The organism is Kitasatospora xanthocidica (assembly GCF_014656195.1).
GTDB classification, from domain to species: Bacteria; Actinomycetota; Actinomycetes; order Streptomycetales; family Streptomycetaceae; genus Kitasatospora; species Kitasatospora xanthocidica.
Genome location: NZ_BNBY01000003.1, coordinates 113,943 through 137,415, shown reverse-complemented (window position 1 = coordinate 137,415; position 23,473 = coordinate 113,943). Strand labels below are relative to the sequence as shown.

Here is a 23,473-nt window from a genome sequence, read left to right as displayed (position 1 = left end):
GTGCACGTCCTGGTGGTGCACAACCGCTACTCCTCGGCGCAGCCGAGCGGGGAGAACAGGGTCGTCGACGAGGAGGTGGGGCTGCTGCGCGCGGCCGGCCACCGGGTCGACCTGTTCGAGCGGCGCAGCGACGACATCGCCGCCCGCTCCCTGCTCGGCAAGGTCGCGGTGCCGCTCCTGGTGCCGTGGAACCCGCCGGTCCGCGCGGAGCTCACCGCCCGGCTCCGCGGCGAGCGGCCGGACGTGGTGCACGTCCACAACGTCTTCCCGCTGCTGTCCCCGGCGGTGCTCGCCGCCTGCGCCGACGCCGGTGTGCCCGTCGTCGCCACGCTGCACAACTTCACCCAGGTCTGCCCGCCCGGCACCCTGCACCGGGACGGCCGGGCGTGCACCGAGTGCGTCGGGTCGGCGACCGGGCTGCCCGCCGTCCGGCACGGCTGCTACCGCAACTCCCGGCTGGCGACGGTGCCGCTCGCGGTCAGCATGTCGGTCAACCGGCGGCGGTGGTGGACCGGCGTGGACCGGTTCTTCTGCATCTCCGCGGCGCAGCGCGACGTCCTGGTCCGCTCCGGCATGCCGGCCGAACGGCTGGTGGTGAAGCACAACTTCGTGCCCGAGCCGGACAGCCGCCGTACCGGCGACGGCGAGCACCTGCTCTTCCTCGGCCGGCTCGCCGAGCCCAAGGGCGTACGGCTGCTGATGGCCGCCTGGGACCGGCTCGCCGCGGCCGGCGGTGTGGGCGTACCGCTCCTGCTGGCCGGCGGGGGGCCGCTGGAGGCCGAGGTGACCGCCTGGGCGGCGGGCCGGGACGACGTGCGCTACGTCGGCCTGTACGACCCGGCCCAGTGCCGGGAGGCCGTCGCGCGAGCGGTCGCCGTGGTGGCCCCCTCGGTCTCCCCGGAGACCTTCGGCCTGGTGGTCGCGGAGGCGATGGCGGCCGGGGTCCCGGCCGTCGCCGCCGGGCACGGCGCCTTCGTCGAGCTCGTCGAGGACGGGGTGACGGGGCTGCTGCACCGGCCGGGCGAGGAGGCCTCGCTCGCGGAGAGCCTGCGCCGGATCACGGCCGATCCGGCCGCCAACCGGGAGATGGGCCGGACCGCCCGGCGCCGCTACGAACGGGCCTTCAGCCCGGCCGTCGGCCTGGAGCGCCTGGTGGAGGAGTACCGCACCGTGATCGCGGGGCGGTCCGGCGGCGCCGACGGCGCGCCGCCGACAGGGAACGGAAACGCTGGCCCGCGCCGGGGAACCCCGCGCGGGCGGGAATGGGGGCAGTAGATGACACGATGCCGACTCTGCGGTTCGACGGCGCTGGGGAGCGTCGTCGACCTGGGGGCGACGCCGCCGTGCGAGAGCTTCCTCGCCGCGGACCAACTGGACCGGCCGGAGCCGGCGTACCCGCTGCACCTGCGGGTCTGCACGGACTGCTGGCTCGCGCAGATCCCCCCGCTGATCACGCCGGAGGAGACCTTCACCCAGTACGCCTACTTCTCCTCCTACTCGACCTCCTGGGTGGACCACGCGCGGACCTTCGTCGACGGTGCCGTCCAGCGGCTGGACCTCGGCCCCGAGGCCTTCGTGGTCGAGGTCGCCAGCAACGACGGGTACCTGCTCGGGCACGTCGTGGAGCGGGGGATCCGCTGCCTCGGCATCGAACCGTCGGTCAACGTCGGCGCCGCGGCCAGGGAGAAGGGCGTGCCGACGCTCACGGCCTTCCTGGACCCGGTCACCGGCGCGGACGTCCGCGTCAAGCACGGCCCGGCGGACCTGGTCGTCGCCAACAACGTGTACGCGCACATCCCCGACGTGGTCGGGTTCACCCGGGGGCTGCGCGCCCTGGTGGCCGACGACGGCTGGGTCTCCATCGAGGTGCAGCACCTGCTGACCCTCATCGAGGAGAACCAGTACGACACGATCTACCACGAGCACTTCCAGTACTACACGGTCGCCTCCGCGGCCCGGGCGCTGGAGAGCGGCGGGCTCACGCTCGTGGACGTCGAGCTGCTGCCCACGCACGGCGGCTCCATCCGGCTGTGGGCCCGGCCGGCCGAGGCGGCCGGCGAGCCGAGCCGGCGGGTGGCCGAGGTGCTGGACCGGGAGAAGGCGGCCGGGTTGCGGGAGCTCTCCGGGTACACCGAGTTCTCCGCCCGGGTGGCCAAGGTGCGCCGGGACCTGCTGCGCTTCCTCATCGACGCGGCCGAGCGCGGCGAGACGGTCGTCGGCTACGGCGCCCCGGGCAAGGGCAACACCCTGCTCAACCACTGCGGCATCCGGCCCGACCTGCTCCCGTACACGGTCGACCGCAACCCCTACAAGCACGGCCGGTTCACCCCGGGCACCCGGATCCCGATCCTGCCGCCCGAGCAGATCGCCACCGACCGGCCGGACTACGTCCTCGTCCTGCCGTGGAACCTGCGGGCCGAACTGGTCGAGCAGCTCTCCTTCGTGCACGAGTGGGGCGGCCGGCTGGTCTTCCCCATCCCGGAACTGAGCATCGTGGAGGTGAAGCCGTGAAGGTCGTCCTGTTCTGCGGCGGTTACGGGCTGCGGATGCGCAGCGGGGCCAACGACGACGTGCCCAAGCCGATGGCGATGGTCGGGCCGCGGCCGCTGATCTGGCACGTGATGCGCTACTACGCCTACCACGGGCACACCGAGTTCATCCTCTGCCTCGGCTACGGGGCCCACCACATCAAGAACTTCTTCCTCAACTACGAGGAGACGACGTCCAACGACTTCGTGCTGCGGGGCGGCAAGACCGAGCTGCTGTCCACCGACATCTCCTCCTGGACGATCACCTTCGCGCAGACCGGCATCGAGTCGCCGATCGGCGAGCGGCTGCGCCGGGTGCGCCACCACCTGGACGGCGACGAGATGTTCCTCGCCAACTACGCCGACGTGCTCACCGACGCCCCGCTGCCGGAGATGATCGACCGGTTCTCCCGGCGGGACGCCGGCGCGTCGATGATGGTGGTGCCGCCGCAGTCCTCGTTCCACTGCGTGGAGCTCGGCGAGGACAACCTGGTCGGGGGCATCACCGCGGTGAGCGAACTGCCGCTGTGGGAGAACGGCGGCTACTTCGTGCTCCGCCAGGAGGTCTTCGACCACATCCCGGAGAACGGGGACCTGGTCGCCGACGGCTGCGCCGGACTGGCCAAGCAGGGACGGCTGGTGGCGCACCAGCACCGCGGCTTCTGGAAGCCGACCGACACCGTGAAGGAACGCGCGGCGCTCGACGAGGCCTACGCCCGGGGCGAGCGCCCGTGGGCCGTCTGGGAGAAGGACGGCTCCGGCGTGAGGACCGCGTGATCCGCCTCCGGGCCGGCGCCCTGACCGGCGTCGTCGCGGTCGGCGCGCACTGCGACGACATCGCCATCGGCGCCGGCGGCACCCTGCTGACGATGTGCCTGGCGCGGCCGGGCCTGCGGGTCGACGCGCTGGTGCTCTCCGGCGGTGGCGGCGAGCGGGAGCAGGAGGAGCGGGCCGCGCTCGCCGCCTTCTGCCCCGGCGCCGACCTGCGGCTGACCGTCCTCAAACTGCCGGACGGCCGGCTGCCCGCGCACTGGGACGAGGCCAAGGCCGCCGTCGAGGAACTGCGCGGACGCGGCGAGCCCGGCCTCGTCCTCGCCCCGCGCACCGAGGACGCCCACCAGGACCACCGCGGCCTGGCGAAGCTGATGACCACCGCCTTCCGCGACCACCTGGTGCTCGGCTACGAGATCGTCAAATGGGACGCCGACCTCGGCCGCCCGACGGCCTACCAGCCGCTCACCCCGGAGATCGCCGAACGGAAGGTCCGGCTGCTGCAGGAGCACTACCCCTCGCAGCGCCACCGCCCCTGGTACGACCGGGAGGCCTTCCTCGGGCTGGCCCGGATCCGCGGCATCGAATGCCACGCGCGCTACGCCGAGGCGTTCGCCGCCACCAAACTGACGCTCGACCTGGAGGGCTGACCCATGCGCGTACTGCTGACCGGACACCAGGGCTACCTGGGCACCGTGATGGCCCCGGTCCTCGCGGCCGCCGGGCACGAGGTCGTCGGGCTGGACTCCGGCCTGTTCGCGGACTGCGTCCTCGGCCCGGCGCCCGCCGACCCGCCCGGGCACCGGGTGGACCTGCGCGACGTCACCGCCGAGCAGGTGGCCGGGGTGGACGCCGTGATCCACCTGGCCGCGCTCTCCAACGACCCGCTGGGCTCGCTGGCACCGGACCTCACCTACGACATCAACCACCACGCCTCGGTACGGCTGGCCCGGCTCGCCCGGGACGCCGGCGTACGGCGCTTCCTGTACGCGTCCACCTGCTCGGTCTACGGCGCCGCCGGCGGCGACGAGCTGGTGGCCGAGGACGCCCCGCTGCGCCCGGTGACGCCGTACGCGGAGTCCAAGGTGCGGGTGGAGGACGACCTGCACGACCTGGCCGACGGCGACTTCAGCCCGGTGTTCATGCGCAACGCCACCGCCTTCGGCTACTCGCCCCGGCTGCGCGCCGACATCGTGCTGAACAACCTGGTGGGCCACGCGCTGCTGTCCGGCGAGGTGCTGGTGCTCTCCGACGGCACCCCCTGGCGCCCGCTGGTGCACGCCGCCGACATCGCCCGGGCCTTCACCGCCGCGCTGGCCGCGCCGCGCGAGGCGGTGCACGACGAGGCGTTCAACATCGGCAGCGAGACCAACAACGTCACCGTCGCCGAGATCGCCGGGCAGGTCGCCGAGGCGGTGGAGGGCGCGAAGGTGCGGATCACCGGGGAGAACGGAGCCGACCCCCGCTCCTACCGGGTGGACTTCGCCCGCTTCCGGGCCGCCGTCCCCGGCTTCGACTGCGAGTGGACGGTCAAGCGGGGCGCGCTCGAACTCGCCGAGGCCTACCGCGAGTTCGGGCTCACCCGGGAGGGCTTCGAGCAGCGCTTCACCCGGCTCGCGGTGCTCCGCGCGGCGTCCGGGGCCGGCACCGTCGACGACACCCTGCGGTGGCGCCGATGACCACGCCCGGCGAGGAGATGCACGCGCTGGTCACGCGGCTGTACCCGATCTGCCGCAGCATCACCGGCGACGGTGTGCGCGCCACCCTGGACATCGTCGGCGAGTACCTCCCGCTGCGGGTGCACGAGGTGCCGACCGGCACCAAGGTGCTCGACTGGACGGTGCCGCAGGAGTGGAACATCCGGGACGCCTACATCGCCGACGGCGCCGGCCGCCGGGTCGTCGACTTCGCCGCCTCCAGCCTGCACGTGCTCGGCTACAGCGTGCCGGTGGCGGCGACCATGCCGCTGGCCGAGCTGCGCGCCCACCTGCACACCCTGCCCGACCAGCCGACCTGGGTGCCGTACCGCACCAGCTACTACACGCCGCAATGGGGGTTCTGCCTGGCCCAGGAGACCCTGGACGCCATGCCGGACGGCGACTACGAGGTGCGGATCGACTCCACGCTCGCGGACGGCCACCTCACCTACGCCGAGCACGTCGTCCCCGGGCAGGTCACCGACGAGGTGATCGTCTCCTGCCACGTCTGCCACCCGTCGCTGGCCAACGACAACATGGCCGGCGTCGCGGTGGCGGTCTTCCTGGCCCGGGAGCTGGCGCGGCGCTCGCCCCACTACACCTACCGGTTCGTCTTCGCGCCCGGCACCATCGGGGCGATCACCTGGCTGGCCCGCAACGCGGAGCGGGTGGAAAGGGTCAAGCACGGCCTGGTGCTGGCCTGCGCCGGCGACCGGGGGCAGCTGACGTACAAGCAGAGCCGGCGCGGCGACGCGGAGATCGACCGGGTGCTGCGGCACGTCCTGCGCGCCTCCGGACGCCCGCACGAGGTCAGGGAGTTCACGCCGTACGGCTACGACGAGCGGCAGTACTGCTCGCCCGGGTTCGACCTCGGCGTCGGCTCGCTCACCCGGACCCCGTACGCCGGGTACCCCGAGTACCACACCTCGGCCGACGACCCGGACTTCGTCTCCCCGGAGGCGCTGGCGGACACCCTCGCCGTCTGCCGCGAGGCGTTCGCCGTCCTCGACCGCGACCGGCGCTACGTCAACCTCAGCCCGTACGGCGAGCCGCAGCTGGGCCGGCGCGGGCTGTACGACTCGCTCGGCGGCCGCAGCGACGCCAAGGAGGCCCAGCTGGCCATGCTCTGGGTGCTCAGCCTCTCCGACGGCGAGCACGGCCTGCTGGACGTCGCCGAGCGGTCCGGGCTGCCCTTCGACGCCGTCGCCGCCGCGGCCGACGCCCTGCACGGCGCCGGGCTGATCAAGGCATGACGCCGATGACCACCGAGGAGGCGGGGACGACGGCCCCGGAGACGGGCCCGAGCGCCGGACGGGGACTCCTCGGCCGGCTGTCCTGGGGACTGGCCGACCAGGCGGCGTCCAGCATGACCAACTTCGCGGTGGGCATCTACGTGGCCCGCTCGCTGGGGGTCACCGCGTTCGGCGTGTTCAGCCTGGCCTGGCTGACCTACGGCGTGGTGCTCAACGTCGCCCGCGGGCTGGCCACCGACCCGCTCGTGGTGCGCTTCAGCGGCGCGCCGGAGGCGTCCTGGCGCTCGGCGGCGGCCCGGTCGGCGGGGGCCGCGCTCGGCGTCGGGACCGTCCTCGGCGCGGTCTGCCTGCTGGTCGGGCTCGGCCTCGGCGGCCGGGTCGGGGCCGCCTTCGCCTGCCTCGGCGTCGCCCTGCCGGCGCTGCTGCTCCAGGACGCCTGGCGGTTCGCCTTCTTCGCCGCCGGGGCCGGGCGGAAGGCCTTCACCAACGACCTGGTCTGCGGCCTCGCGCTCGTCCCTGCCATGGTCGTGGCCGCCCGGGTGGGCACCGTGGCCGCCTTCCTGCTGGCCTGGGGAGCCGCCGCCGCGGTGGCCGCGGGCTACGGCTGCGTCCAGTCGGGCCTGCGGCCCCGGGTGGGGCAGGCCCGCGGCTGGCTGCGCGAGCAGCGCGACCTCGGCAGCCGCTACCTGGTCGAGAACGTCAGCCTCAGCGGCGCGGGCCAGCTGCGGGCGTACGGGCTCGGCGCGATCGTCGGGGTCGGGGCGGTGGGAGCGGTCCGCGGCGCCGAACTCCTGCTCGGCCCGTTCCTCGCCCTGCTGATGGGGCTGTCGCTGGTCACCGTCGCGGAGGCGGCCCGGGTGCTGCGGCGGGCACCGCACGCGCTCGGCCGGTTCTGCCTCCTGCTGGGCGGCGGGCAGGCCGCCGCCGCGCTGCTCTGGGGCGCGGCGCTGCTGCTGATGCCGGACCGGCTCGGCGAACTCGTCCTCGGCGGCGTCTGGCACGACGCCTCCCGGCTCATCCTGCCCGCCACGCTCGGCGTCGCGGGCGCCGGCCTCGGCAGCGGCGCGGCGGCCGGGCTGCGGGCGCTCGCCGCGGCCCGGCGCAGCCTGCGCTGCCAGCTGTTCGCCTCCGCCTGCTACGCCGGCCTCGGCCTCGGCGGCGCGGCCGTGGCCGGCACGGCCGGCTCCGCCTGGGGCGTCGCCGCCGCGACGGCCTGCGGCTCGGCCGTCTGGTGGCTCCAGCTGAGGGCCGCCCTGCGCGAGCACCACCGCGCCCCCACCCCCGGACCCACCCCCGCGCCAGAGGACGACATCCCCGAAGTGAGGACCGCATGACCGCCCGACCCAGACTGAGCATCGGCCTGCCCGTCTACAACGGCGAGGAGTACCTCGCCGAGTCGTTCGACGCCCTGCTCGGCCAGACCTACGAGGACTTCGAGCTGATCGTCTCCGACAACGCCTCCACCGACGGGACGCCGGACATCTGCCGGCGCTACGCCGAGAAGGACTCGCGGATCCGCCTGCTCCGGCTGCCCCGCAACATCGGCGCCACCCCGAACCACAACCTGGTGTTCGCCGAGTCCCGCGGCGAGCTGTTCAAGTGGGCCTCGCACGACGACCTGTACGGCCGGGACCTGCTGCTGCGCTGTGTGGAGGCGCTGGACGAGCGGCCGGACGTGATCCTCGCGCACGCCGACCAGGCGGTCATCGACGGCGACGGCCAGGTGAAGGTCCCCTACGAGTACACGCTCGCCACCGCCTCGCCGCACGCGCCGGAGCGCTTCCGCAGCATGCTGTTCGAGCCCGGCGGCGACGACTTCTACGGGGTGATCCGGGCCGACGTGCTGCGCCGGGTGAAGCCGATGGACAGCTACCACCACGCCGACCGCACCTTCGTCACCGAGCTCGGCCTGTACGGGCCCTTCCACCAGGTGCCCGAGCTGCTGTACTTCCGCCGCGACCACCCCACCCGGGCCGAGCGGGCGAACCCCTCCAAGCGCTCCCGGTGCGTCAACCTGGACCCGCGCCGGGCGGGCCCGCTGCACCCGACGGCCCGGCTGCTCGCCGAGTACGTCTGGGGCTTCGTCTCGGCGGTCCGGCGGGCGCCGCTCTCCTCGGCCGACCGGCGGGAGTGCTACCGCCACCTGGCGGCTTGGATGGGCAGCCGGGCCCGGCCGGGCGCCGGCGAGCGGGTCGAGGACCGCGCCCCGGTCGACCCGGCCCTGCTCACCGTCTCCGTCGACGCCCTGGTGGCCGGCCGCGAGGGGCGGCGGTCATGACCGCCGCCCCTCGGAAGCCGGTGCGGGTCGGGGTGTTCGGGCTGCTCGGCTCCGGCAACCTCGGCAACGACGGGTCGCTGGAGGCGGTGCTCGGGTACCTGCGCGCCGACCACCCGGAGGCGGTCGTGGACGCGTTCTGCGGCGGGCCCGAGGCCGTGACGGCCCGGTTCCGGATCCCCGCCACCCGGCTGCACTGGAACCGCGCCGAGTACCGGACCGCCTCGCGGGCGGGCGCCGTCGCGGCGAAGGGCGTGGGCAAACTCGTCGACGCCGTGCGCACCGCCGCCTGGGTGCGCCGGCACGACGTGGTGATCGTGCCGGGCATGGGCGTCCTGGAGGCCACCCTGCCGCTGCGGCCGTGGGGCTTCCCGTACGCGCTGTTCCTGCTCTGCGCGAGCGGCCGGCTGCTGGGCACCCGGGTCGCGCTGGTCAGCGTCGGCGCCGCCGGGATCCGGAACCGGCCGACCCGGGCCCTGGTGCGCTGGTCGGCGCGGCTGGCCGCGTACCGGTCGTACCGGGACGTCCCCTCCCGCGACGCGATGCGGGCGATGGGCGTGGACACCGCGCGCGACGAGGTCTACCCGGACCTCGCGTTCTCCCTGCCGACGCCGCCGAAGAGCACGCCGTCCGGTACGCCGGGCCCGGTCTGCCTCGGCGTCATGGACTTCCACGGCGGCAACGACGACCGCGCCCGCGCCGGGGAGATCCACCGGCGCTACCTCGACGGGACGATCCGGTTCGTCCGGGTGCTGGTCGAGGAGGGCAGGCAGGTCCGGCTGCTCACCGGCGACGCGTGCGACACCTCGGTGGTCGACGCGATCCTCGACGCGGTGGACTCCCCGCTGGTCACCGCCGCCGAACCGGCCTCACTGGCCGACCTGATGACGGAGATGACGGCCGCCGACACCGTGGTGGCCGTCCGCTACCACAACCTGATCTGCGCGCTGAAGACCGGTACGCCGGTGCTCGCGCTCTGCTACGCGACCAAGAGCGAGGCGCTCATGGCGGACATGGGCCTCGGCGTGTACTGCCACCCGGCGCGCGAGGTCGACGCCGACCGCCTGCTCGAACAGTTCCGGGACCTGGAGAAGAGATCGATGGAGCTGAGACGGACCCTCACCGAGCGGAACCTGACCGCCGCCCGGCGCCTGGAGCACCAGTTCACCGCCCTGACCGCGGCCCTCTTCCCGAGCGCCGACCACGCCCGGACCCGATCCGATGCCCACAGCCAAGCCCAGCGGGAGGCCCCATGAAGGTGACCGAAGTCCCGGCGATCGCCGGTGCGTACCTGTTCGAACCCACACCGTACGCGGACGAACGCGGCTTCTTCTGCCGCACCTTCGACGCCGAGGTGATCCGCTCGGTGGGGCTCGACCCGGACGCCTTCGTCCAGCACAGCCTGTCCCGCTCCGTCCTGGGCGTGCTGCGCGGCCTGCACCTGCGCTCCGGCGCCGGCGAGGCCAAGCTGGTGCGGTGCTCGTCCGGGAAGGTCTTCGACGTCGTCGTGGACCTGCGGCCGGACTCGCCGACCTACCGCAACCAGGCCCACTTCGAACTGTCCGGCGAGACGCAGGTGAGCGTGTACATCCCGGCGGGGTGCGCGCACGGCTTCCAGGCGCTGACCGACACCGCCGACGTCTCGTACCGGATCGACCGGCCGCACGATCCGGCCGAGGACGTGACGATCGCCTTCGACGACCCGGAACTCGCCGTCCCCTGGCCGCTGCCGGCCGTGTCGGTGTCCAAGCGGGACAGCGAGGCACCGAGCCTCGCCGAGGTCCTGCGGCACAGGAAGGGGTGAGGCCGGCGTGGACACCGGACACACCGAGGGGTTCGGCCTGCCCCGGTCGCGGGCGACGAACGAGCGGCTGCACGCCCTGATCCCCGGGGGCGCCCACACCTACGCCAAGGGTGACGACCAGTACCCCGAGGACCTGGCCCCGGTCATCAGCCACGGCCGGGGCGCCCACGTGTGGGACCTCGACGGCAACCGCTACGTCGAGTACGGCTCCGGCCTGCGGTCGGTCAGCCTCGGCCACGCCCACCCGCGGGTGGTCGAGGCGGTGCGGCGCGAGCTGGACCGGGGCGGCAACTTCGTCCGGCCGTCCGTCGTGGAGGTCGAGGCCGCGGAACGCTTCCTGGCCACCGTGCCGACCGCCGAGATGGTGAAGTTCGCCAAGAACGGCTCCGACGCCACCACCGCCGCGGTGCGGCTCGCCCGCGCCGTCACCGGGCGCTCCCGGGTGGCCGTCTGCGCCGACCACCCGTTCTTCTCCGTCGACGACTGGTTCATCGGCACCACGCCGATGTCCGCCGGGATCCCGGCCGCGACCACCGAGCTCACCGTGGCGTTCCCGTACGGGGACCTGGCCGCCACCGAGGAACTGCTCACCCGGTACCGGGACGAGGTCGCCTGCCTGATCCTCGAACCCGCCGGACACGCCGAGCCGCCGCCCGGATACCTCGCCGGCCTGCGCGAACTGGCCCACCGGCACGGCTGCGTGCTGGTCTTCGACGAGATGATCACCGGCTTCCGCTGGTCCGAGGCGGGCGCCCAGGGCCTGTACGGCGTCACCCCCGACCTGTCCACCTTCGGCAAGGCGCTGGGCAACGGCTTCGCCGTGGCCGCGCTGGCCGGGCGCCGGGAGCTGATGGAGCGGGGCGGGCTGCGCCACTCCGGGGACCGGGTGTTCCTGCTGTCCACCACGCACGGCGCGGAGACCCACGCGCTGGCCGCCGCGATGGCCGTGCAGGACACCTACGCCGAGGAGGGCGTCACCGCCCGGCTGCACGCCCTCGGCGAGCGGCTGGCCGCGGGTGTCCGCGAGGCCGCCGCGGCCGCCGGCGTCGGCGACCACGTCCTCGTCCGGGGCCGGGCCAGCAACCTGGTCTTCGCCACCCTCGACGAGCAGGGGCAGCCGTCGCAGCCGTACCGCACCCTGTTCCTGCGCCAACTCCTCCTGGGCGGGGTGCTGGCCCCGTCGTTCGTGGTGAGCAGCGCGCTCGACGACGCCGACATCGAGCACACCGTCGAGGTGGTGGCCGGGGCCTGCGCCGTCTACCGGAAGGCGCTGGAGGCCGGCGACCCGACCCCCTGGGTGGGCGGGCGGCCGGTGAAGCCGGTGTTCCGCCGACTGGCCTGACGCGAGGTCAGTGCGGCCCCCGTCCGGGCCGACCGGCGGTGGCCGGCTTGCGAGCCGCTCGGGCGGCCGCCCGGTCGGCCGCCCGGTCGACCAGCCACCCGGCGGCCGGGACCACCGCAAGCGCGGTGCACCCGCCGCCGAGGGCGTCGGTCGGGTAGTGCGCGCCCAGGGCGACCTCCGCCCAGCCCATCGCGGCCCCGGCGGCCAGCGCCGGGGCGAGCAGCAGCAGGAGGGCGGCCGCCCTGCCGGGGCCGGGGCCGGGCTCGTTCCCGTCCCGGCCCCCGTCCCGGCCTCTGCTCCGGCCCCGGCGCCCCGTCGCGAGCAGGGCCGCCACCAGGGCGACCGCGGTCGCGAAGGCGGTGTGCCCGCTCGGGTAGGACAGGTTGTCGCCGTGGATGGTGCGTCCGGCGAGGTGCTTGAGCAGCGTCGCCGCCCCCACCGCCGCGGCGACGGCGGCCACCAGGAACACCGCCGCGCGCGGACGCCGCAGCAGCAGACAGCTCGTCACGGCGGAGAACACCAGCGTCGCGGCCCCCGGCGGTTCGCCCAGGGCGTCCAGGGCCAGGGCGAGTTGCCGCCACGGCGGCCCCGCACCGTCCAGCGCCGCCCCGATCCGGGCGTCCACCGGTCCGGGCCCGCCCGCACCGGCGTACCGGATCCCGAGCACGGTGACCACCAGCGCGGCGAAGGCCGCGACCGGCCCGAGCCACCCGCGGAGCGACGGCGGCAGCACCGCGGACGCGACGGCGGGGTGCGGTTTCCGGACGACTTCGGCGGCCGGGTGGTCGGGCAGGCCCCGGTCGGGGTGGTCCGTCCGCACCCCGGCGTCCGGGTCCGTTCCGGCCGGGCGTTCTTCCAACGCGAGCCCCCCATCGCGGTCCGACGTCCGACGGACCGTCAAAGAGTGTGCACCGCACCGTGATTCGCGGCGCCGCTGAAGCCGGACCGATGATACCGGCGTCCGGCGGTGCGGGGGTGGTGCCGCCGGAACGGGCCTGAGCGGAACGGCCGGTTCGCACGGGTGGATCGAGTGTCCGGGACGACACAGTAGCGTTACGTCGATATGACAAGTACGCTGCGTGTCGTTGGTTGGACACCAAGCGGGCCTGGTCGCCACTCCGTGGGGGGAGTCACGTCCAGGCCCGGTCGCCGGCCGTGGTCCCGGTTGGGCTCGTGGGGGAGCTTCAGCCGGGACCCTCGGCGGACTGATTGCGTTATGCCCGGTCGAACGGTGTTTCAGTCATGACAAGCCGTCAGAATTTTGGCGGCCTGAGCGGAGCGTCCGGTCCCGCCCGCGCCCCAGCGGGCTCCAGGGCCGGTCGCCCGGACTCAACGCTTGGACACCGGGCCGGAGTTGGCGGCTTCCGCATCGGTCTCCCCGGCGGCGCTCCCCGAGGTCACGAAGGTCCGCTCGGTGAGCGCGACGCGCGGCCTCAGCACCAGCACCGCGGCGCAGACCGCGGTGACCGCCGCCATCACGACCAGCAGCGTCCGGTAGTCGAAGCGGTCGATCAGGACCGTGCCGGCGGCGAGCGACAGCGACTGCGGGACCAGCACCAGCATCGTGCAGATGGCGTTGACGCGGCCCTGGAGCCGGGACGGGGTGTGCAGCTGCGCCGCGGACGACAGCACCACCATGATCCAGGTGATGGCGATCCCGTCCGCGACCTCGCCCGCGACCACGAAGGCCAGGTTCGGCACGCAGTAGGCGAGCGCCGCCGCCGTGAACGCGCCGATCCCGAGTCCGGCGGTGCGCGCCATGCCGACCCGCCGGATCAGCACGGAGACCGTGAGGCCGCCGATCACCGCGCCGACGCCCTGCACGGCGTTGAGCGGGCCCAGCGCCGACGGCGGCCGGCCCAGCCCCTCGTCCACCACCGCGAACATCACGGTCTGGCTCAGGCCGATGACGCAGAACGCGCAGGCCGCCGCGTAGCCGATCTGGGCGAGCACCGGGGTGGCGGCGATGTGCCGGATGCCCGCGAGGACGCTGCGGCGGAACGGCTCCCCGGACGCCTCCGCTCCCACCGACTCCTCGACCCGCAGGCCGGCCAGCGCCAGGATCGCGGCCAGGAAGGTCAGGGAGTTGAGCACGGCGAGCGTCCCGGCGCCGGCGGCCGCGTAGATCGCCACGCCGACCAGCGGGGCGACGATGCGCAGCCCCTGACTGACCGTCTGGAGCAGGGCGTTGGCGCCGGTCAGCTGGTCGTCGGGGAGGAGGTCCCGGCGGATTCCGGCCGACGCGGCGCCGAGCACGCCGAAGGCCACGCCGTAGCAGACCGCCACCAGGTAGATGATCCACAGCTGTTCGCCACCGTGCACCGCGAGCAGCGACAGCACGGCCAGCGCCATCAGGGCGTTGGTGGCCATGAGCAGCGGCCGCCGCCGCACCCGGTCGGCCAGGTGGCCGAAGAGCGGCGACAGCACCATGGGCGCGCCGAGGGCGGCCTCGACCCCGCCGGCGGCGGCGTTGCTGCCGGTGAGGTCCTTGGCCCAGATGCCCAGCGTCAGGTAGAGGGCGCTGCTGCCGAAGCCGGAGAGCGCCTGGCCGATGAGCAGGCGGCGGAACCGGGGGTCCGCGAGCGGCTTCACCGTCGCTCCCGCTCGGCGCGGGGGTGCAGCAGGACGGGGGCGGACTCGTAGCCCCAGATGAGGTTGGAGTGCAGCCGGCGGGCCGGGCCGGCCGGTTCGGCGGATCCGGCCGCGGCGAGCAGTTCGGTGAACAGCACCCGGAGTTCGGTACGGGCGAGCGCGCCGCCCAGGCAGAAGTGCGGGCCCACGCCGAAGGCGACGTGCGGGTTGGGCGTGCGCCGGACGTCGAAGCGCTCGGGCGCCTCGAAGACCGTCCCGTCCCGGTTGGCGGACGGCATCCAGACCGTCACCGGGTCGCCGGCCCTGATCGGCCGGCCGGCGATCTCGGTGTCCCGGGAGGCCGTGCGCAGCACGTGCATGGCCGGGCTGGTGTAGCGCAGGATCTCGTCGACGACGCCGTCCATCCGGTCCGGGGAGGCGGCCGCGAGCCGCCACTGCCCGGGGTCGGCGGCGAGGGCGAGGAGCCCGCCGACGGTGGCGTGCCGGGTGGTCTCGTTGCCGCCCGAGATGAGGCCGTCGCAGTTGAGGAAGATCTCCTCGTCGGTGAGCGGCTCGCCGTCGACCGTGCCGTTCACCATGGCGCTGATGACGTCGTCGCCCGGTTCGTCCCGGCGGAAGTCGACGAGGTCGGCGTAGTAGGCGAGCATGCCGGCGTGTGCTTCGAGCCGGGCGATCGGGTCGACCTCGGAGGCGCCGAAGGCGGCCCGGGTGGACTTCAGCATGAACGCCCAGTCGCTCTTCGGCACGCCCAGCAGGTCGCAGATCACCGCTACCGGCAGGACGGCGGCGAAGTCGGTGAACTCGCAGGGCTCACCGTCCAGTACCGGCTCCAGCTCCTCGCGCACGATCGTCCGCATGTTCTGTTCCAGGCGGGCGACGGTGCGCGGGGTGAACGCGGAGCTGATGACCCGCCGGATCTTCCCGTGCCGGGGCGCGTCCGTGACGATGAGCATCTTCCCGGCGGCCTCGGCGGTGGCGGTCGGGTTGTGGCCGATCCGCATGCCCTGGGCCGAGGTGAAGGTCGCGGTGTCCTTCAGCACCCGCTGGACGTCGGCGTGGCGGGTGACGGCCCAGAAACCGCCGCCGTCCGGGGACTCGTTCCAGTGCACCGGGTGGTCGCGGCGCAGGGCGGCCCACACCGCCTCCGGGTCGCCGGCCCCGTACAGGGCGGGGTCCGCGAGGTCGACCGCCGGCGGGGCTCCGGTCGCTGTGGTCATGATGCGCTCCGCTGGGTGGTCGCGGGCGCGGGGGCGAGGAGTTGCTCGGCCCGCGCGATGGACAGGATCTGTTCGGGCCGGCCGAGGACCAGCTCCGGGAGGTGCCGGGAGACGGCCGCCACCGGCCAGTCCCACCAGCGGGCGGTGAGCAGCCGCTCGACGTCCTCGGGGCCGTAGCGGGCGCGGATCACCCGGGCCGGGTTGCCGCCCACGATCGTGTAAGGCGCCACGTCGGAGGCGACCAGGGCGCCGGCGCCGATGATGGCGCCGTCTCCGACGGTCACGCCGGGCATGACGGTGGCGCCGCGGCCGATCCAGACGTCGTTGCCGATCCGGGTGTCGCCCTTGCGGCCCGGCCCCCGGGCGATCAGGTCGTCGATCAGGCCGTCGCGCCAGTCGCCCTCGAAGCTGAGGAACGGGTAGCCCGTCGGGCCGTCGAAGACGTGGTTCGCGCCGGCCATCACGAAGGTCACGCCCGCCGCGATCGAGCAGTAGCGGCCGATGAACAGCCGCTCGGTGCCGAAGGCGTAGCGGACCCGGGACTCCTCGAACCCGGCGGTGTCCTCGGAGGCGTCGTAGTAGGAGAAGTTCCCGGCGACGACCTTCCCGCCCGGGTCGAGCACCGGGCGGATGAAGACCAGGCGGTCGTCGCCGAGCGGACGCGGATCGCGCGGGTCCGGGATGTCCAGGTCGGGGTCGAGGTCCCGGTCGAGGCCGGGATCGACGGCGGGGCCGGAGGCGCGGTGGTCAGTCACGGCCGGCCTCCGTCCCGGTCGACGGGGCCGGCCGGGCCGCCAGGGCGGCCGTCACCAGCGGCCCCGACTGCTCCATGACGGCGGCCGTCATCATCGCGTCGTGGTCGGAGTCCACCACGTGGTGCTCGGCCGCGGTGAGGTACGGCTGCCAGGCCTGCGCCGCGGAGCCCCGCTCGGCGACGGTCTTGGCGGCGGCGATGCTCAGCACCCGCCCGTGGTAGCCGTCCGGGTGCGGCGGCCCGAGGAGGGCGGCGACGCCCTTGGCCGCGCGGACCAGGGCCCGGCTCTGGCGGGCGTCCAGGGCGCCGTCGGCGGTCGGGCCGGCGATCACCTCGCCGGTCACCCAGGCGGCGAAGTCGCCGTCCAGCTCCTCGGGCGTCACCGGCCGCTCGTACGGCCAGGCGTCGTAGAGGACGACCAGGTCGACGGTCCGCCCGGAGGCCTCCAGCAGGCGGGCGACCTCGTAGCACAGCACCCCGCCCAGCGACCAGCCCATGAGGACGTACGGGCCGTCGGGGTGCGTCGCGGTGATCAGGTCGGCGTAGCGCCGGGCCAGCGCGTCGAGCGACTCCACCGCCTTGAAGCGGCCGTGGCTCTCCGTCACCTGGATCCCGTAGACCGGCTGGTCCCGCTCCAGGTGGGGCAGGACGGAGCTGTAGCACCAGCTGAGCCCGCCGATGGGGTGGATGCAGAAGACCGGACGGCTGCTCGCCGGGCCGCGCCGGAGCTCGATGACGTTGGCGTACGGGTCGGTCGGGGCCTCGTCCAGCCGGGCCGCGAGGCCGGCCGGGGTGGGTGCCTCGAACAGCGTGGTGATGCCGATCTCGACGCCGAGCAGGGCGCGGATCCGGCCGATCAGCCGGGTCGCCAGCAGCGAGTGGCCGCCCAGCTCGAAGAAGGAGTCGTCCGGGCCGGCCCGGTCCAGGCCGAGCTCCTGCGCGAAGAGCCGGACCAGGACGGCGACCCGCGGGTCCTCGGGGGTGTCCTGGTCGGCCCGGCCCGCCGCGGCGGGGCCGTCGGACGGGGACGCGGGCGCGGGCAGGGCCTTGCGGTCCACCTTCCCGCTCGGTGTCAGCGGCAGCTGGTCGAGGAGCACCACGTCGCCGGGGACCAGGTACTCCGGCAGGCGCTCGGCCGCGTACCGCCGCAGTTCGGCGGCGAGGTCCCCGTCCTGCGGCGGCCGACCGGCCGTCAGGACGGCGTAGGCCACCAGCCGGACGTCCCCGGGGCGGTCCTCCCGGGCGATCACCGCGGCGTGGGCGACCTCCGGGTGGCCGGTGAGCACCGCCTCGACCTCGCCGGGCTCGACCCGGAAGCCCCGGATCTTGATCTGCTCGTCCGTCCGGCCGAGGAAGACCAGCTCGCCGTCCGCGGTCCAGCGCACCAGGTCGCCGGTGCGGTACATCCTTTCCCCGGGCGCGCCGAAGGGGTTCGGCAGGAAGCGCTCGGCGGTCAGCGCGGGCCGGTTCAGGTAGCCGGTGGCCAGCCCGGCCCCCGCGAGGTACAGCTCCCCGGGCACGCCGGGCGGGACGGGGCGCCGCAGCGCGTCCAGCACGAACACCCGGGTGTTCGCCACCGGCCGGCCGATCGGGACGGCCTCCGGCACCCCGTCGACGACGCGCATGGTCGCGCAGACCGTGGACTCGGTGGGGCCGTAGGCGTTGACCACCTTGGCGAAGTGGCGGGCCGCGTCGAGGACGGCGGGCGTGCAGGCCTCGCCGGCGGTGATCAGCGTGACCCCGGCGACGTCCTCGTCGAACTCGGTGGCGAGGACCACGGCCGGCGGCAGGGTGGCGTGGGTGATGCCGTGCACCCGCAGGAAGTCAGCCAGGCCCGGGCCGGGGATCCGGTCGGACTCCGGCACGACGACCAGGCAGCCGCCGGTCAGCAGCGCCATCCAGGTGTCCCAGACCGAGGCGTCGAAGCTCATCGAGGCGAACTGCAGCACCCGGCTGCCGGCGTCGACGCCGAGCGTCGCCGCCTGGGCGCGCACCATGCTGGGCAGGCCGCGGTGGGAGACCACCACGCCCTTGGGGCGGCCCGTCGACCCCGAGGTGTAGATGACGTACGCCGGGTGGGCGGGCAGCAGCGGCGCGGTCCGGTCGGCGTCGGCGGGCGCGGTGGCCGGTCGCTGGGCGACCGAGCGGCGCACCCGCTCGTCGTCCAGCGCCAGGACGGGGAGGGCCGGGCCGCCGGGCAGGGCGGCGGCGACCTTGCCGGTGCTGAGCACACAGGCCGGGGCGGCGTCCCGCAGCATGAAGGCGACCCGGTCGGCGGGGTAGGACGGGTCGACCGGGAGGTAGGCCGCCCCGGCCTTGAGGACCGCGAGCAGGGCCACCACGATCTGCTCCGAGCGGGGCAGGGCGAGGGCCACCAGACGGCCGGGACCGATGCCCCGGGCGATCAGCTCGTGCGCCAGCCGGTTGGCGCGGGCGTCGAGTTCGGCGTAGCTCAGCTCGGTGCCGAGGTGGCGCACCGCCGGTGCCGCGGGGGTGTGCGCGACCCGGGCGGCGAAGAGCTCGGGCACCGTCCCCGTCGGCACCTCGGTGGCGGTGTCGTTCCAGTCCCGCAGGACCTGCTGCCGCTCCCGGGCGGAGAGCAGCTCCACCGCGCCGATCCGGCGGCCCGGGTCGGCGGCCATCGCCTCCAGCACCAGTACCAGCCGGGCGGCGATGCCCTCGACGGTGGCGTGGTCGAACAGGTCGGCGTCGTACCCGATCGCGGCGACCAGGCCGGTGGCCGGCCCGGCCCCGGCCGCGCCGCCCGGGCGCTCGCCGAACACGAAGGACAGGTCGAAGGCGGAGATCCCCATGCTCAGGTCGTGCGGGGCGACCGCCAGCTCCGGGAGGGCGAGCTCCGCGCTGATGCTGTTCAGCATGGAGACGCTGACCTGGAACAGCGGGTTGGCGCCGGGCACCCGGGCCGGGTTGAGCGCCTCGACCAGGGTCTCGAACGGGACGTCCTGGTGGGCGTAGGCGCCGAGGTCCGTCTCCCGGACCCGGCCGAGGAGCTCGGTGAAGGTCGGGTCGCCGGAGAGGTCGGTGCGCAGCACCAGGGTGCTGGCGAAGAAGCCGACCAGGCCGTCCAGCACGCCGTCGGCGCGCCCGGAGGTGGCCGTGCCCAGCGGGATGTCGGGCCCGGCCCCGGAGCGGGAGAGCACCACGCCCACCGCGGCCTGCAGCGCCATGAAGACGGTGCAGTCGTGGGCCCGCGCGACGGCGGCCAGGGCCGCGTGCAGGGTCGGGCCGACCTCGACCGCGACCTCGCCGCCGCGCAGGCTGACGGTGCCCGAGCGCGGCCGGTCGAAGGGCAGCGCGAGCTGGTCGGGGACGCCGGCCAGGGCCTGGCGCCAGTACTCGGTCTGCTGGGTGAGCCGGCTCGCCGGGTCGTCCTCGGCGCCGAGCAGCTCGCGCTGCCAGAGCGTGAAGTCGGCGTACTGGACGGGCAGCGGCGGCCAGGCCGGGGCGCTGCCGGTGCGGCGTGCCGCGTACGCCTCGGCGAGGTCGTCCAGCAGCGGCTCCAGCGACCAGCCGTCGCAGGCCACGTGGTGGACGACCAGCAGGAGGACGTGCTCGTCCGGGGCGAGGCGGAAGAGCCGGGCGCGCAGGGCGGGTTCGGTGGTGAGCCGGAAGGCCCGGTTGCTCTCCTCGGTGAGCCCGGCCTCCAGCGCCTCCGGCGTGGTGTCGGTGACGGGCAGTTCCGGCCGGGCGTCCGGGCCGGTGAGGACCTGCTGCCAGGGCCGGCCGTCCTCGGTGGGCAGCACGGTGCGCAGCGCCTCGTGCCGGTCGACGACGTCGGCCAGGGCGGCGGTCAGCGCCTCGACGTCCAGGCGGCCGGAGAGCCGGGCCGCGTACGGGATGTTGTAGGCCGCCCCGCCGTCGAGTTCGTTGAGGAACCAGAGGCGGCGCTGGGCGAAGGAGAGCGGCAGGCGCTCCGGGCGGACGGCGGGCCGCACGGCCGGGCGGGCCCGCTGCCCGAGGTCGACGAGCGCGGCCAGGCCGGCCGGGGTCGCGGCCTCGAACACGGCCCGGACGGACAGCTCCACGCCGAGGGCGGAGCGGATCCGGTCCACCAGCCGGATGACCAGCAGCGAGTGCCCGCCGAGCTCGAAGAAGGCGTCCTCGACGCCGACCCGCTCCACCTCCAGGACCTCGGCGAAGAGCGCGCACAGGGCCGCCTCGGTCGGGTTCGCGGGCTCGCGGCCGGCGGCCCGGGCGGAGACCTCCGGTACGGGCAGGGCGGCGCGGTCGACCTTCCCGTTGCGGGTCAGCGGCAGCGCCTCCAGGACGACGATCGCCCCGGGGACCATGTGGGCGGGCAGGTGGCCGGTGGCGAACTCGCGCAGTTCGCGGGCGTCCGTCCCGTCGGGGCAGGCGGCGTAGGCGACGAGCCGGCGGTCGCCGGGGGTGTCCTCGCGGACCACCACGGCGGCGCCCTGGACGGACGGGTGCCGGGCGATCGCGGCCTCGACCTCGCCGAGTTCGATCCGGAAGCCGCGGATCTTGACCTGGTCGTCGGTGCGGCCGCAGTACTCCAGCTCACCGGCGGCGTTCCAGCGGCCGAGGTCGCCGGTCCGGTAGAGCCGGGCGCCGGGCACGTCGGTGAACGGGTCCGGGAGGTAGCGCTCGGCGGTCAGCGCGGGGCGGCCGAGGTAGCCGCGGGCCACGCCGGGACCGCCGACGTGGATCTCGCCGACGACCCCGGTGGGCACCGGCTCGCCGCGGGCGTCCAGGACGGCCAGCCGCCAGCCCGGAATGGTCCCGTCGATGGGGGAGACGTTCGCCTCGGCCCCGGTGCCGGTGCTGACGGGGGCCATCACCCGCCAGGTCGTGAGCACCGTGTTCTCGGTGGCGCCGTAGGCGTTCACCAGCCGGGTGGTGTCCGCGGGGTGCCGGCGCTGCCACTTGCCGACCGTCGCGAGGTCGAGCGCCTCGCCGCCGAGCACGACCATCCGCAGCCCCAGCGCGTCCACCGGGTGGCGCTCCTCCCGGGCCGCGAACTGCCGGAAGGCGGACGGGGTCTGGCTGAGGACGGTGACCCCTTCCCGGGCCAGCAGCGCGTGCAGCGCGTCCGGGTCCATCACCGCCTCGCGGGGGACGACGACCAGGCGGCCGCCGAAGGCCAGCGGGCCCCAGATCTCCCAGACCGAGAAGTCGAAGGCGAGCGAGTGGAACAGCGTCCACACGTCGGTCTCCGACGCGTCCGAGAGGAGCCGGGTGGAGGCCAGGAACACGGCGAGGTTGCCGTGGGTGACCTCGACGCCCTTGGGCCGGCCGGTGGATCCCGAGGTGTAGATGACGTAGGCGAGTTCGGCCGGCTCGGGCCGTACCGGTGCCGGGACGGCGGCGTCGGTCGTCCGGGTGACGTCGAGGGTGCGCCACGGCCCGTCCGGCACGCGGGCGGCGGTCCCGGGGTCGGTCAGGACGATCGGGACCCGGGCGTCGCCGAGGACGAACTCCAGGCGGGCCGGCGGGTAGTCGGGGTCGACGGGGACGTAGGCCGCGCCGAGCCGCAGGACGGCGAGCACACCGGCCACCATGTCGACGGAGCGGCCGAGGCAGAGCCCGACCCGGTCGCCCCGCCGGACCCCCTGCTCGGCCAGCAGCGCGGCGATCCGGCCCGCCCGCTCGTCGAGTTGACGGTAGCTCAGCCGGGCGCCGGTGCCGTCGCCGACGGCGGTGCGGTCGCCGGCCGCCGCGACCTGCGCCGCGAACCGCTCGACCGCCGAGGGCACCACCTCGGGCAGCACGCCCTCGGGCCCGTCGCCCAGGTCGAGCAGCCGCTGCCGCTCGGCCCCGTCCATCAGCGGGAGTTCGCCGACCGGCCGGGCCGGCTCGGCCAGCGCCCCGGCGAGCAGCAGCTGCCAGCGGCGGGCCAGCGCCTCGGCGGTGGCCCGGTCGAACAGGTCCTCCGCGTACTCCAGCACGCCGCTCAGGCCGGCCGGCTGCCCGTCCGCGCGGTGCTCGGTCAGACCGAGGCTGAGGTCGAACTTGGCCGCGCCCGCCGCGAACGGCTCATCGGCGACCGTCAGGCCCGGCAGGACCAGGCCGCCGCCGTCCCCGGCGGCCTCCAGCGAGAAGCTCACCTGGAAGAGCGGGTTGCCGGCCGCCGTACGGACGGGGTTGACGGCCTCGACCACCCGGTCGAAGGGGACGTCCTGGTGGGCGAAGGCCGTCAGGGCCGTGCGCCGCACCCGCTTCAGCAGCTCGCCGAAGCTCGGATCGCCCGAGCAGTCGACCCGGAACACCAGGGTGTTGACGAAGAAGCCGACGAGCTCCTGCAGGTCCTCGTCCGTACGGCCGTCCACCGGCGCGCCGATCGGGATGTCGGTGCCCGCCCCCAGCCGGCTCAGCAGCGCCGCGAACGCCGCCTGCAGCGCCACGAAGGGTGTGACCCGGTGCTCGCGGGCCAGCCGCGCCAGCGCCCGGTGGGTGTCGGCGTCGACCTCGAAGCGCACCGTCCCGGCGGGCGAGGGGCCCGCCGTCGGCGGCCGCTGCCGGTCCCGGGGCAGCGGCAGCTCCTGCGGGGAGCCGCGCAACTCCTCGCGCCAGTAGTCGAGTTGCTGGGAGAGGAGGCTGTGCGGATCGTCCTCCGCGCCGAGCGCCGAGCGCTGGCGCACCGCGTGCTCCGGGTACTCCAGGGGCAGGGCGGGCCAGACCGGCTCGGCGCCGGAACGGCGGGCGGCGTAGGCGGTGCCGAGGTCGCGCTCCACGAGCCCGAGCGACCAGCCGTCCGCGGCGATGTGGTGGAGCACCAGCACCAGCACGTGCTCCGCCGGGCCGGTCGCGAACAGCCAGGCCCTTACCGGGAGTTCGGAGGTCAGGTCGAACTCGTGCCGGCAGGCCAGGTCGACCCGGCCGGCCAGCTCCCCGGCGGCGCACTCGGCGGTCTCCACCGTGAACCGCCCGGCGACCTCGCCGGGGGCCACGACCTGCTGCCACGGCTGCCCGGCGACCTCCGGGAACACCGTCCGCAGCGCCGCGTGGCGGCGGACGACGTCGCCGAGCGCCGCGGTCAGCGCTGCCCGGTCCAGGGGCCCGGAGATCCGGAGCACCCGGGGCATGTTGTACCCGGCCCGGAACTCCCCGAGCCTGGAGAGGAACCACAGCCGCTGCTGTGCCAGGGACAGCGGCAGCCGGCCGGCACCCGCCGCGGCGGGTGTGTCCGGCGAGAGGGGTGCCGGGACGGGAGCCGACCCGTCTTTCAGGGCGTCCAGACCGTGTGACATCAGATGTACCT

At 74.9% G+C, this 23,473-nt stretch carries 16 protein-coding genes; 11 read left to right on the top strand and 5 right to left on the bottom strand.

Annotation, left to right across the window (positions count from 1 at the left end; genetic code table 11):
- The 11 genes from IE332_RS06810 to IE332_RS06760 are packed head-to-tail and all read left to right on the top strand — an operon-like array spanning position 1 to position 11,670.
- Positions 1–1,275 (top strand): glycosyltransferase family 4 protein, encoded by a 1,275-nt coding sequence (locus IE332_RS06810; RefSeq protein ID WP_189914233.1) that lies wholly within the window; start codon positions 1–3, stop codon positions 1,273–1,275.
- A complete protein-coding gene (locus tag IE332_RS06805) occupies positions 1,276–2,511 on the top strand; it encodes a class I SAM-dependent methyltransferase (protein ID WP_189914232.1) in 1,236 nt (411 codons plus the stop codon).
- The gene (locus IE332_RS06800; protein WP_189914231.1) at positions 2,508–3,305 is read left to right on the top strand and encodes a glycosyltransferase family protein; all 798 of its coding nucleotides are present in this window, start codon (positions 2,508–2,510) and stop codon (positions 3,303–3,305) included. Before IE332_RS06805 ends, IE332_RS06800 begins: the two co-directional genes overlap by 4 nt.
- The gene (locus IE332_RS06795) at positions 3,302–3,949 is read left to right on the top strand and encodes a PIG-L deacetylase family protein (RefSeq protein WP_189914230.1); all 648 of its coding nucleotides are present in this window, start codon (positions 3,302–3,304) and stop codon (positions 3,947–3,949) included. The genes IE332_RS06800 and IE332_RS06795 overlap by 4 nt, the downstream gene beginning before the upstream one ends.
- Before the next feature lie 3 nt (positions 3,950–3,952).
- Positions 3,953–4,978, top strand: coding sequence for an NAD-dependent epimerase/dehydratase family protein (locus tag IE332_RS06790; RefSeq protein WP_189914229.1), 1,026 nt, complete (start codon positions 3,953–3,955; stop codon positions 4,976–4,978).
- The gene (locus IE332_RS06785) at positions 4,966–6,249 is read left to right on the top strand and encodes a DUF4910 domain-containing protein (protein WP_189914228.1); all 1,284 of its coding nucleotides are present in this window, start codon (positions 4,966–4,968) and stop codon (positions 6,247–6,249) included. Before IE332_RS06790 ends, IE332_RS06785 begins: the two co-directional genes overlap by 13 nt.
- A gap of 5 nt (positions 6,250–6,254) precedes the next feature.
- On the top strand, positions 6,255–7,583 hold the full coding sequence (locus IE332_RS06780; protein ID WP_189914558.1) for an MATE family efflux transporter: 1,329 nt from the start codon (positions 6,255–6,257) through the stop codon (positions 7,581–7,583).
- The gene (locus IE332_RS06775; protein ID WP_189914227.1) at positions 7,580–8,527 is read left to right on the top strand and encodes a glycosyltransferase family 2 protein; all 948 of its coding nucleotides are present in this window, start codon (positions 7,580–7,582) and stop codon (positions 8,525–8,527) included. Before IE332_RS06780 ends, IE332_RS06775 begins: the two co-directional genes overlap by 4 nt.
- Positions 8,524–9,780, top strand: coding sequence for a polysaccharide pyruvyl transferase family protein (locus IE332_RS06770; protein WP_189914226.1), 1,257 nt, complete (start codon positions 8,524–8,526; stop codon positions 9,778–9,780). The genes IE332_RS06775 and IE332_RS06770 overlap by 4 nt, the downstream gene beginning before the upstream one ends.
- On the top strand, positions 9,777–10,328 hold the full coding sequence (locus IE332_RS06765; protein WP_189914225.1) for a dTDP-4-dehydrorhamnose 3,5-epimerase family protein: 552 nt from the start codon (positions 9,777–9,779) through the stop codon (positions 10,326–10,328). Before IE332_RS06770 ends, IE332_RS06765 begins: the two co-directional genes overlap by 4 nt.
- Positions 10,329–10,335: 7 nt before the next feature.
- The gene (locus IE332_RS06760; protein ID WP_189914224.1) at positions 10,336–11,670 is read left to right on the top strand and encodes a glutamate-1-semialdehyde 2,1-aminomutase; all 1,335 of its coding nucleotides are present in this window, start codon (positions 10,336–10,338) and stop codon (positions 11,668–11,670) included.
- 7 nt (positions 11,671–11,677) lie between these two features.
- On the opposite strand, the gene IE332_RS06755 is transcribed toward IE332_RS06760, so the two are convergent.
- The 5 genes from IE332_RS06755 to IE332_RS06735 all read right to left on the bottom strand — a co-directional run bounded on the left by IE332_RS06755 (position 11,678) and on the right by IE332_RS06735 (position 23,462).
- Complete coding sequence (locus tag IE332_RS06755; protein WP_189914556.1) at positions 11,678–12,463, bottom strand: phosphatase PAP2 family protein; 786 nt, start codon at positions 12,461–12,463, stop codon at positions 11,678–11,680.
- A gap of 536 nt (positions 12,464–12,999) precedes the next feature.
- Positions 13,000–14,262, bottom strand: coding sequence for an MFS transporter (locus tag IE332_RS06750; RefSeq protein WP_189914223.1), 1,263 nt, complete (start codon positions 14,260–14,262; stop codon positions 13,000–13,002).
- The gene (locus IE332_RS06745) at positions 14,259–15,479 is read right to left on the bottom strand and encodes a cytochrome P450 (protein WP_189914222.1); all 1,221 of its coding nucleotides are present in this window, start codon (positions 15,477–15,479) and stop codon (positions 14,259–14,261) included. The genes IE332_RS06750 and IE332_RS06745 overlap by 4 nt, the downstream gene beginning before the upstream one ends.
- Positions 15,476–16,234 carry a CatB-related O-acetyltransferase gene (locus IE332_RS06740; protein WP_229928381.1) on the bottom strand — a complete coding sequence of 253 codons (759 nt, stop codon included), beginning with the start codon at positions 16,232–16,234 and terminating at the stop codon, positions 15,476–15,478. Before IE332_RS06740 ends, IE332_RS06745 begins: the two co-directional genes overlap by 4 nt.
- Entirely contained in the window at positions 16,227–23,462 is a 7,236-nt protein-coding gene (locus IE332_RS06735; RefSeq protein WP_189914221.1) for a non-ribosomal peptide synthetase, read from the bottom strand. The genes IE332_RS06740 and IE332_RS06735 overlap by 8 nt, the downstream gene beginning before the upstream one ends.
- Between the last annotated feature and the right edge of the window lie 11 nt (positions 23,463–23,473).